This window comes from Streptomyces sp. NPDC036815 (genome assembly GCF_055609205.1).
Genome location: NZ_JBVJPW010000037.1, coordinates 23,525 through 33,979 on the forward strand (window position 1 = coordinate 23,525; position 10,455 = coordinate 33,979).

At 66.3% G+C, this 10,455-nt stretch carries 8 protein-coding genes and 5 pseudogenes; 5 read left to right on the top strand and 8 right to left on the bottom strand.

The window, feature by feature from the left end; all coding sequences use genetic code 11:
• Window positions 1–9: 9 nt before the first annotated feature.
• From ACZ69I_RS38160 to ACZ69I_RS38170, 3 genes and pseudogenes are all read right to left on the bottom strand, one after another.
• Window positions 10–1,086 (bottom strand): ABC transporter substrate-binding protein, encoded by a 1,077-nt coding sequence (locus ACZ69I_RS38160; RefSeq protein ID WP_467682538.1) that lies wholly within the window; start codon window positions 1,084–1,086, stop codon window positions 10–12.
• A 693-nt stretch (window positions 1,087–1,779) separates the two neighbouring features.
• Entirely contained in the window at window positions 1,780–2,757 is a 978-nt protein-coding gene (locus ACZ69I_RS38165; protein WP_467682537.1) for a GlxA family transcriptional regulator, read from the bottom strand.
• Window positions 2,758–2,855: 98 nt separating this feature from the next.
• Window positions 2,856–3,019 (bottom strand): annotated as a pseudogene (locus ACZ69I_RS38170) (sigma factor-like helix-turn-helix DNA-binding protein); the annotation flags it as partial.
• 52 nt (window positions 3,020–3,071) lie between these two features.
• Here ACZ69I_RS38170 and ACZ69I_RS38175 point away from each other — a divergent pair.
• Window positions 3,072–3,338: a hypothetical protein gene (locus tag ACZ69I_RS38175; protein ID WP_467682536.1), complete on the top strand. Its 267-nt coding sequence runs from the start codon at window positions 3,072–3,074 to the stop codon at window positions 3,336–3,338.
• 72 nt (window positions 3,339–3,410) lie between these two features.
• Here ACZ69I_RS38175 and ACZ69I_RS38180 read toward each other — a convergent pair whose 3' ends face one another.
• The 5 genes and pseudogenes from ACZ69I_RS38180 to ACZ69I_RS38200 form a co-directional block, all read right to left on the bottom strand.
• Window positions 3,411–4,208: a M64 family metallopeptidase gene (locus ACZ69I_RS38180; RefSeq protein WP_470837092.1), complete on the bottom strand. Its 798-nt coding sequence runs from the start codon at window positions 4,206–4,208 to the stop codon at window positions 3,411–3,413.
• Between the two features lie 203 nt (window positions 4,209–4,411).
• Complete coding sequence (locus tag ACZ69I_RS38185) at window positions 4,412–4,693, bottom strand: hypothetical protein (RefSeq protein ID WP_467682535.1); 282 nt, start codon at window positions 4,691–4,693, stop codon at window positions 4,412–4,414.
• Between the two features lie 1,234 nt (window positions 4,694–5,927).
• On the bottom strand, window positions 5,928–6,434 hold the full coding sequence (locus ACZ69I_RS38190; RefSeq protein ID WP_470837088.1) for a hypothetical protein: 507 nt from the start codon (window positions 6,432–6,434) through the stop codon (window positions 5,928–5,930).
• 441 nt (window positions 6,435–6,875) lie between these two features.
• Window positions 6,876–7,645 (bottom strand): annotated as a pseudogene (locus tag ACZ69I_RS38195) (transposase family protein).
• A gap of 38 nt (window positions 7,646–7,683) precedes the next feature.
• Window positions 7,684–7,911: pseudogene (locus ACZ69I_RS38200) on the bottom strand (transposase); the annotation flags it as partial.
• A gap of 721 nt (window positions 7,912–8,632) precedes the next feature.
• Here ACZ69I_RS38200 and ACZ69I_RS38205 point away from each other — a divergent pair.
• The 4 genes and pseudogenes from ACZ69I_RS38205 to ACZ69I_RS38220 form a co-directional block, all read left to right on the top strand.
• Window positions 8,633–9,129, top strand: a pseudogene (locus ACZ69I_RS38205) (DoxX family protein).
• A gap of 363 nt (window positions 9,130–9,492) precedes the next feature.
• The gene (locus ACZ69I_RS38210; protein WP_467682533.1) at window positions 9,493–9,699 is read left to right on the top strand and encodes a BldC family transcriptional regulator; all 207 of its coding nucleotides are present in this window, start codon (window positions 9,493–9,495) and stop codon (window positions 9,697–9,699) included.
• Window positions 9,700–9,797: 98 nt separating this feature from the next.
• A pseudogene (locus tag ACZ69I_RS38215) lies at window positions 9,798–10,019 on the top strand (ABC transporter substrate-binding protein); the annotation flags it as partial.
• A 68-nt stretch (window positions 10,020–10,087) separates the two neighbouring features.
• Window positions 10,088–10,455: ABC transporter substrate-binding protein (locus tag ACZ69I_RS38220; RefSeq protein WP_470837089.1), on the top strand; the 368-nt coding region annotated here is incomplete at its 3' end.

Sequence of the window (10,455 nt, forward strand, 5' to 3'; positions counted from 1 at the left end):
AAGCCACCGTCAGCCGACCTTGCCCGGGTAGAGCTTCTCGGCGATCTCCTGGACCGTGTCGGCGTTCTCGACGCCGGCGATGGTGGTCTGCTCGGAGCCGATGCGCAGGAAGCGCCCTTCCTTGACGGCCTTCAGTCCCTTGGTCGCTGCGTTGGACCTCAGCCACCGTTCCGCTTCGTCGAACGCCTTCTTGTTCGCCGCCTCGCCGCCTCGGTTGCGCACCCCGAGCTGGATCCAGTCCGGGTTTTTGGCGATTACGTCTTCCCAGGCGACCTGCTTGTAGTCGCCGTCGCAGTCGGCGAACACGTTGCGGGCCCCGGCCAGGGTTATCACCGCGTTGGCGACCTGTCGGTTGCAGACAACGGTGGGCTGCTTGGTACCGGCGTCGAAGTCAAAGAAGAAATACGTAGGCCGCTCGCCCTCCGCGGTGCCGCCGACCGCCTTCTGTACAGCGTCCACCTTCTTCTTCATCCCGCCCACGAGTTCCTTGGCCTTCGAACTCGTGCCGGTGACCTGCCCGAGGGACGTGATGTCGGCCTCGACGGCGGACAGGTCGGTCACCGCGCCATTGCGCTGCGCGGCACAGGCGGTCGACTTCAGATAGATGTGCTCGATCCCAGCCGCCTTGAACTCCTCCTCGGTCGGCGCGTCGCCCACCCCACCGCCCATATTCATGTGGGCGAAGGTGTCGATGTACAGGTCGGCGCCGGAGCCCAGCAACTTCTCCTTCGGGATCACACTCTGACCGAGCACCTTCACCTTCTGCGCCTGCGCGTCCAGCGCACCGGGCAGCGTGCCCTTGCCGGGCGGGAAGCCGGTACCGATCACCTTGTCGCCAGCGCCGAGCCGCAACAGCAGCTCCAGGCCGGAGGCATTACTGGTGACGATCTTCTTCGGGACGGTGGAAAACGTGGTCCTGGCACCCATGCAGTCGGTGACGGTCACGGGGTAGCCGTCGGAAGCAGACTTCCCGGCGGTGTCACCCGCCATGTCCGTATTCCCGTCGCTCCCGTCCCCGCTGCCGCAGCCCGCCGCGAGCAGACCCAGCACAACGGCCGTCATACCCCACCACACGCGAGAACGCATCGAAAACTCTCCAGGATCTACTCGGTGCACGGGCGGACCTCTGCCACCCGGTCCAGTAGTCGGCGCGGGCCGCGCGTGAGTTCCCGTACAAGTCGGCTCGCGATGCCGAGTCGGGCGTATCGGGAACGACGCGGGAACCCTGGGAGGATGCGCCGCGACCTCTGAGACGTGAAGCGGAGCAGCCGATCAAGAGCGCCATACGATCCGCCGCAGCGTCGCTGGGCGCATGCTTCGGGACGCTGGCTCTGCTGCTCGCCTATACCGCGACGGCGCGCCCGGTGATCCACCGCCCAGGCCCCGGTCGTCGATGCCCGGATGCTCGCGCCCGTGAACACCGGCTCCGCAGCTGAGTACTTCGAGATCCGTAATACCGGTGCCTCACTGGACACGCTCCTGCACGCGGACTCGCCCGAGCTTGGCGTCAGCATGATCCGCCGCACGGTACGCAAGGCCGGGCCAGAGCGCACGGAGCATTGGGCTGTCGACATCCCGGTGGGCGCGGCACGGTGCACATGGCCCCGGAGGGCATCGGTGTCGTCATCCTGGATCCGCCCGCGCTGAAGCCCGGGCAAAAGGGTGCTTTACAACTTGTGGTTCCGCTACAGCGGCAAGGTCGACGTACAGGCACCCGTGACGGTCCGTGCGAAGTAAAGCCGCCGGAACGGCGCCCATGGCTGTGTCGGTGTGTCGGTGTCAGGAGAACCGGTTCCGGTACTCGAGCGGTGTGATCTGCAGAAGGCGCAGGAACGACTTGCGCATCGTGGCCTCAGTGCCGAACCCCGCCTCGCGAGCGACCGTGTCGAGGCCGGCGGGCGTTTCGGTCAGCAAGCGGGACGCGACGGACACCCTGGCGCGCTCGACGTACTCCCGTGCCGACATTCCGACTTGGACCCGGAACAGCCGGGTGAAGTGGCGCTCGGAGATGCCCGTGTGGCGGGACAGGGACCGAATCGACAGGTCTCCGCCGGGGTCGGCGAGGATCCGCCGCTGCACGTCGCGCAACGCGGGGCTCCGCGCATCGCGCCCCTGCAGTTCCCTGAACTGGGCCTGCCCGCCCGGCTTGCGCTGGTAGGTGACAAGGAAGCGGGCGGCGAGTTGGGCGGCTTCGTGGCCGAGATCGTCCTCGACTAGGGAAAGACCCAGGTCGAGGCCAGATGCCGCGCCTCCGGAGGTCGTGATGTGCCCATCCTTCACCACCGTGTCCCGTGGGTCCACTGCGACTGCCGGGAACCTGCGGGCGAGTTCGTCGGAGAACTCCCAGTGCGTGGCGGCCTTGCGGCCGTCGAGGAGACCGGTTTCGGCGAGGAGAAACGCCCCCGTGCACACCGACGCGACCCGCCGGGCACGCCGCGCCAGGACACTGAACGCGTCCACGGTCTCCCGGTCGACCGCTGGAATTCCGTCCGCACCCGGCAGGATCAACGTACCGACCTCGGTCACCTCCGCGATACCGACGTCCGGCATGACGGTGAGCCCGCTCGACGTGCGGACCGGACCACCGTCACGGGAGGCGGTCCGCACGTCGTACCGGATCCGGAGGCCGCTCGAAGCCGTCTCGTTCGCCGTGGAGAAGACATCCGCGGGACCTGAGACGCCCAGGCTCTGGACCCCCTCGAAGAGAAAAAGGAGCACCACGTGCCGCAGCCCGCTCATCTCACGTGCCTGACTCATCACGACCTCGCTCGTGCGTATGTGCTCGGGTGGGTTCGGCAGTCGGACGGGGGTCAGTGCCCCGTTTCCGGCCGACACCGACACCCCTTCTGTCCTTGTCAGGCGGCCTGCGCAGCCGGGGCGTCGGTTTCGGCCAGCAGATCAACGAGGGTCGCCCGGGCACGCGCCACGCGGGAGCGGACGTGCCGATGGGACAGTCGCTAACCTCGGCCGCCTCCGCATAGGGCAACCCCATCAGCTGGGTCAGGACGAACGCCCCACGGTGATCGTCGCGCAGCGTTGACAAGGCCGTCGTACGGACACTGCCACACACCGTGAACACGGGCATGGGCGCCCTGTTCGTGTTCGGCGCACTGGCCGTGCTCGGCGGTGACTCGCTCGCGGGCTTCTCGGTGGCGCTCATCGCGGGCGTCGTCGGCGGCGTACTCTCGACGGTGTCGGTCGCGGTACCCGAGGCGGTCCTCTTGGAACACCGCACGCCCATGCCGCGCCGCCCGGGGAGCGCGGCCGCGGGACGCCCGCCACCAGCCCGCTGGAAGCGCGAAGACAGCGGAGGACGGGCACGGTCGTCTGCCCCCTGACGTCCTCGGATGCCGACGTGTCGGCGACCCACCCCGGCGGAGCGGGGCGCCGATGCGGGCCCGAAGTCTGCGTCAGCGCGAGACCCGCCAGGTCAGCGACCCGCTGAGCAGCTTGCGGAACCCCGGGGCACGCACCGCGCGCGTCGGATCGGTGGCCCGCACCGTGACCTGGTGCGTGCGACCGTCGGCCGGCACGCCGAGGGCCCGCGGGGTGACGGACCGGGCGTCGGCGCCCTCCTTCACGGACCGCCCGTCCACGGACCAGCGCAGCCGGACGCCCCTGGCCACCTGCACCTTCACCCGCTGCCCCCGGCGCACCACGGTGTCCGTGGGCGTGCGCGCCGACACGACGGACGCATGCCGGTGGAAGCCGGCGATCATCGCCTCCCGCCCCGGCGAGTTGAACTCCCGGCCGAGCGTGCGCATGATCGAGTTGTCCGTGGGCCGGTAGAGGCCGCGCCGGTGGTAGCCACCGCCCTCGTACGCACCGACGGTGCCCCCGTCGGGCGAGGTCTGGCCGATCCACCGGTACCACTTCTTCTTCTGCGCGGTGAGCTGCGCGGCGGTGAGCTTGCTGGTGTTGGGCCCCCACGGCTCGGCACCGGTGTACGTGCCGTCCTCGTCGTACCAGTACTCGTCCGCCAGCTTGCCCAGCGAGTGCCCCGTCTCGTGCACGACGACCTGCGAGGACTGGGCGTTGTCGGACGAGGCGGTGGCGATGCCGTCGTAGCCGGACGGGGAGGTGATGTCGTTGTAGCCCGCGCCGCCGTACTTGGTGGAGTTGGCGAGGACGATGACGAGGTCGGGGTCCGCGGCCTTCTTCGCGTACGACTCGACCTTGTTGGTGTCGACGCACAGCAGGCACTCCATGCCGTCGCAGAAGAAGGCCGAGCCGAGCGCGGTGTCCTTGCGGATGTTGCTCGCCGGGTCGCCCGAGACACCGACTGGCGTGAGTGTGCGTCCACCGCCCAGGCGTTGAAGAGGTTCTTGTACGAGGCGTACGGCTCGACGGCGGCGACCTCCGCCCACTTCTTCCGAACGTCGGCATGGAAGTCCTCCTGCTGGGCGGCGGTTTAGCCGTCACCGATGAAGACGACGTCCGCCTTGGACTTGCTGGGGCCGTTCTGCACAATCGGGACAACGGTCCCATCGTCGGCGACGGTCCTGCGCTCCTGGGTGGAGAGCGGCTCGGGCGCCGGGACCTCGGTGTGGCGGGGATGACCGTCGGGGCCTGTGAAGTACTCGACGTGCTGGGTGGCCCGGTCGTCGGACCGGGTGGGGCAGGGTTCCGCGATGGCGCCCGCCGCGGCGACCTTCAGCGGTATACGTCGGGCTATGCCGGACTTGCGTCGCATGGTGGGGGGTCCTTCCGAAATCCGTCGCGCAAATGGTGAGTTAATCCCACTTAAGGGAACGATCAAGGTAGAGGCTCCCGTGGTGCGAGGCAATGGTGAGACACAAGGTGTTAACGAGACAGTCGAGTTCACGCCAGGGCACACACCCGCGCGCACGCCGTACCGAAGCGCCCGCACACCCTCTCCGGACCCGCCGTACAGGGCAGCGGGCACGGGCGGCCCCCTATTACCGTCTTCGTAGTCCCGCAACGGGACTACCGGCTCAATCCCCACGTACGGACGGGTCCGGGTCGGCATCAGAGCCCAGGGTTGTTCGAACAGCAGGGTCCGTCCTGCTCTTCCCAATCCAGGCCTGTGGGCCTTCCCATAGAGCGGCGGGCGGCCCTGCGCCATGTGGTGACGGCCTCGTGGGTTTCGAGGGGATGCCTTCATCGAGCCGGGCATGGATGCCTACCGATAGACCGAGCACACCTCGGTGGCCTCGAGGTCACCACCGTTGCCGCGTAGGCGAACACGTCGACCGGAGCCCGCAGGCGGCCAACTCGCGCAGCAGTCCGACGCGGCCATGCTCGAGCAGAACAACACCAGCACCCCTGAACTGCTGCGCAGGCGCTGACGGAAGAGAAGACTGACACCGGGCCCCACCGCACCCCTGCCGCAGCGGGGCCCGGTGTTCACTCAGCAAACCGGAATAACGGTTCCGAGAACAACTTCTAAATAGCCTCAGAACCTCGGTCACTGATCCGCGGAACAGGTCGATACGGCCCCAGCTGCGGCCGCTGCGTTTTCCAAAGATGCCGATGCCAGAGCTTGACGCACCACACAGCGCACGCCAAGGGCACAAAGGACAAAAGCGTAGGCACCGCAGGAGGCAGCGACAGCCAAAAGGAAACCGGCCACACCGTAGCGACGACAATGGGAGCAGCAAGGCATTGTCCGAGCAGCAGGACCCCCCATACATCGTCCACCCGAGACCACCAAGGGCGCCCCTGCAGGTACGGCTCGAACCGCATCATCAAGGAAAGTATTAATATCACGCATGGCGCGATCAACCACGGTGACGCGGGCAGACCACGATTGCCGAATAGTTCACCGATAAAGGTTGCAGGAATGTATCCCGGAAGCAGGAACATGCCCAAATAGACAGTAGCTGACCCTACGACCCCAAGGTCGTCGGCCGATTCGGGCTGGCCAGCTGAACCATGTTCCACTGCGGCCTCATCCTCTCGCCTGGCTACAAACATGCCTCAGCTAGCGCGGGAAGCCGCGTAGAGTTGACTATGAGGTTGGCGATGCCCTCGTCGATGTGGCCAGGGTACTTCTTGTCATTCAAGTAGTCCCAAACCGCCTTTGCTACCTTCGCGCTATTCTTGACAATTTTATACACCTTCGCGACGCCGATCCCATTTTCAGCAGCGAACTTTCCAACTGCTGCCACGCACTGGAACCAGCCTCGCGGGGTGGGCTGAGTACTAGAACTCTGCTTCAGGAAATCCTCCACCTCCTGGGCCGCCTTCTGATCACCCGCCTCAAGTCGCTGGGTCAGTGGCTCGGGGATCGAAGCAATGAGGTCCAGCGCCTTCCGAATCGCAGCCTCACCCTCCTCGTCGCTAACCTTCGAGAAGTCGATATGGGACGCGGCGGTTCCGGCACCGTGCACCGTGGCCGCAGGCGCGGACGCCCTCGACCCTTGCGCGCCATCCGCCGCAAAAGCCGGGCCGGAAATTACAGTGCCCAACATTGCCGCGACTACGACAGCAGCAGTACCTGCTCCGGCACGGCAGCGGCGAGTCCAGCGTGAGGACATAACGCTCCTTCGAGTCTCGATTCGGGCGAGGGAACGCGGATCTGAATGGGAATTGTCCAGTTCGCTTGCCCCAGCCGGATTTTACTCGAACCACCACCCTTAATGAATTAGAAAATTTCTATACGGCGATAGGGCGCCCCTTTCACTCGACTCTGCCTACTGGCTAATTGATCGCTTCGTGGCCCATTGCATGCACCCAACGCAGGGAAGCTGCACTGCCTGGCGACCTCGGACTGAACCTTCGCCTGCAGATGCTGCGTCGCAGCACGCCCTGCCGGACGTCGGCTGCCAACCGGGAGATCACGCTCCACACTTAAAGGGTGTTGCACAAGGCCTCGTTCGGGCAGGTCAGGGCCTGTGCTGGCGGCCTTCTGGTCATGATGCGAGGGCGAGGTTGTGCATGTGGGCGACGGCCTGGACCGCGTGATGCAGGCCCTCGCCGCGCTGGCGGCAGTCACGGAGGATCTTGTAGTTCTTCATCCGGCCGATCACATGCTCCACCCGGGCACGCACCGTGCGGTGGGCGGCGTTGTCCGCCTCCTCGCCCGCCAGCAGGGCTCGGCGTGGACGTTCGCGATGGGGCACAGCCATCCCGCAGTTGAGATAGGCACCGTCACCCAGGACGGTGACGCCCTGGCAGTGCTCAGCCAGGTCGGAGGCCCGCCAGGCATGCGCATCCGCGGTGGTGCCCGGTTCCGGCCGGGCCGCCGCAACCACGAGACGCTTGTCAGCATTCACGATGACCTGCACGTTCGCCGAGAAGCGGTAGTTGCGGCTGGACGCGCCGACCTTGCGGTCGCGGACCGGGACCAGAGTGCCGTCCACGATCCACAACCGGTCCGCGGGATCGGCTGGTCGCGAGACGGGCTCCGCGCGAGCAGCGGACCCGGCCGCTGGACGACTCGGCACACGGTCGAGGAGGACACCCCGAACAGCGGTCCCAGCTGCCGCATGGTCAGGTCCGTCCGGTAGTAGACCGCAACAACCAGCACCCGCTCAGCCAGCGGCAGACTCCACGGCCGGCCCTGCAGAGTGCCGTTGCCACCTCGCTCCCGCACCACTCTCAGCAGCCGCCTGAACTGATCCACCCGCGATCCCGTGAACGTCTCCACCCACACGCGTTCGGCCCTCAACACCCCAGCCATATAACAGAGATGCCCAGTTCACGGCCTTGTGCAACACCCTTTAGCCGCCGTCGGCAGGTCATACCCGAGCCGAAGCCCAACTCCTGGGGCAGGTACTCCCACTGGATTCCGGTGTGCAGGACGAAGAGGATGCCGCACAGGGCCTGCCGGTCCGGTACCCGCGGTCTGCCCTGGACCAGCTTCGGCGCCGGCGCGGGCAGCAATGGTTCGATCAGCGACCACAGTTCATCCGAGACGATCCACGGCCGCGACTTACGCTTTCTCATGCCCATACCTACGGGAAGAACCGTCGACAGAGTCATTATCAGCAGCTTTTGTTGGAGCCAGTTAGCGATGCCCGGGTTGGCATCTCCGGCAGCGGACATCTCGGCTGCCTCCACCCGGATGCACTCGTGACACGCCCGCCGCTCTGCCGTCAGACCACCATCCTGCGGCTGAGGACTCGGGGATACCGCGACGACCGTCACCTGTCAGCCCCGCGCGCCCTCACACTTGGAAGCCCAGTAACGAAGGCCTGACTGCCGACGATGGCAGGCCCGGGCAGTCAGGCCTTCGCGCCTGATCCTAAGCAGTTCTTCAATGAGGGGCTACCGCGACTATCGGATATGCCGATAGGAAATGCCTTTCACCCTGCCGCGAACGGTTCTTACGGTGCCAGGCACAAGCATGCATGAGAAGCCCCACAGCCCATTTGGGCCGACCGCCCCGCGCGGTGTACGGATGTATGTGTTCTTCCTGCGCTCACTTAGAACGGGAGAATCTTCAGGGCGGCGGCGAGCGATCAGGGCGAACTGTGCTTCACCGCACGCATCCTGAGCCAACCCAATCAAGGGAGGTCCGCGAAATGACAGCTGGCCGACTAGCCCAGGGAGTGCCGCCTTTGACGTATCGGCTAGGGTCTACATCAACCTTGAACGTTCAAGTTCATAGTCGAACTGCAGAAAGGATCCGCCCGTATGACCTCCGCCCCTGACTCGCCCGTCAGTCTTGTGCACCGCACTCGAGGGCCCTGCGCTCAACACCTACGACGCTGGCTTACTCGTCCTGCCCTTCGTACTCAGACTGACCATCGCCGCGCACGGCACGCACAAGCTCTTCGACTGGCTTGGGGGCACCGGCCAGTCCTGAACGCAGAGCGGCTACCCCTCCGGCAGGCCCATGGCGGACGTCGCCGGACTCAGCGAGACTTTCGCCGGGCTCGGCCTCACCCTTGGCCTCCTGACGCCGCTCGCCGACGCGGCCGCACTCGGTACCATGATCAACGCGCTGGCCGTCAGAATGGGGCGGCGGCTTCTTCGCGCCCGCCGGTGCCGAGTTGGACCACTCCTCGTCACCGGGGCTGCCGGGCTCGCCCTCACCTGACCGGGTTGGATCGCTGGCGATCGACGCCTGCCCGGCCTGCGTGCACCCGCCTGCGCTATGGCGTCGCCGCCGCGCTCCTCGGGGTTGTCACCTTGGTGCTAGTCCTGCTCATCCGCAGATGACGCCCGGTCCCGCCTTCTGCGGGCGGACAGTGAGGACCGGCTCCGCGTAGCCGACTCAGACCACGAGCGTCACCCCCTTGCGGGCGAGAGGGAGGCACCCAGCGCTCAACGTACGCGGGAGAGCCACATGAGGGGACGAAAGTCCTTTCGACGAGTGGGCTCCCGTGCCGGTGCGAAATTGGGCTTCACTGACCACCACGGCCCCATCTAGGGGCCGATGCGGCCTGACCCACAGTGTAGTTGCCGAGGACGTTCGTCCTTTACTGACTAGATCCGCAGACGCCATTTCGATCAACACGGATAAGAATACAAATTTTAGAAGAATGAACCGAAGAGGTTCAGTTCCACCGCAGGAGGCCACCAATGACCGCTCGCACCCCTGATGACGAGCCGCTGCTGACCCCGGCTGAGGTCGCCACGATGTTCCGCGTCGACCCGAAGACACTGAGGCGCTGGGCCGCGGCCGGCAAGCTCACGGCGATTCGCACGCTCGGCGGACACCGCCGATACCGCGAGGCAGAGGTCCTTGCACTGCTCGCGTGTCGCATGCAGCCACGCATCGAGGCCTGAAGCGCGACTCAATCTGCAGCATCCCGAACGCTTCCAGCGAAAGCACCGCTACCGGCGCGAGAATTTCGGCCGAGTGAGGTTCGAAGTGTGCGGACACGATCAACGACCAGCTGATCCCGATGTCCCGCCGTGAGGCCGACCGGCTCGCCGCCTCCAAGAGCATCCGCAAGATCCGGGACCTCGTCGCCGAGGACGTGCCGGTGCTCCCGCTGTGGCAGGGCAAGCAGTACATCGCGGCAAGCGACGACATCACCGGCATCGAGTGGGCCCTCAACTCCTCGTCGAACCTCCAGCTGTGGGAGCTCGGCCGCGGCGTCAGCGGCTGCCCCCCGCACTCCGAGGGCACCTCAAGTTCCAGCAAACGACCACACCAAACAAAGGCATGTACGTGAAATGTCGTAACCAGTGGCTGGCCCTTCCCCTCACGGGAGGGCTCGCCGCCGCCCTGCTGACCGGCTGCGGTACGGAATCGGGCGGCGCGGGGGACACGGGCGACGCGGTCGTGATGGGGATGTCCGACGACGTCCTCGCCACCGACCCGGCATCCGGCTACGACCCCGGGTCCTGGCTCCTGTTCAACAACGTCTTCCAGTCGCTCCTGAGCTTTCCCAAGGGCGCCACGGAGCCCGAGCCGGAGGCCGCGAAGTCGTGCGGCTTCACGGACGAGAAGGCCAAGGTCTTCAAGTGCGAGCTGCGCGACGGGCTGAAGTTCAGCAACGGCAACGCGCTGACCTCGAAGGACGTCAAGTTCTCCTT

Bases quoted from the DNA above. Each gene is read 5' to 3' on its own strand.
- ACZ69I_RS38165 (WP_467682537.1), bottom strand. From the start codon at position 2,757: ATGAGTCAGGCACGTGAGATGAGCGGGCTGCGGCACGTGGTGCTCCTT.
- ACZ69I_RS38190 (WP_470837088.1), bottom strand. From the start codon at position 6,434: ATGTTGGGCACTGTAATTTCCGGCCCGGCTTTTGCGGCGGATGGCGCG.
- ACZ69I_RS38210 (WP_467682533.1), top strand. From the start codon at position 9,493: ATGACCGCTCGCACCCCTGATGACGAGCCGCTGCTGACCCCGGCTGAG.
- ACZ69I_RS38185 (WP_467682535.1), bottom strand. From the start codon at position 4,693: ATGCGACGCAAGTCCGGCATAGCCCGACGTATACCGCTGAAGGTCGCC.
- ACZ69I_RS38160 (WP_467682538.1), bottom strand. From the start codon at position 1,086: ATGCGTTCTCGCGTGTGGTGGGGTATGACGGCCGTTGTGCTGGGTCTG.
- ACZ69I_RS38180 (WP_470837092.1), bottom strand. From the start codon at position 4,208: ATGGAGTGCCTGCTGTGCGTCGACACCAACAAGGTCGAGTCGTACGCG.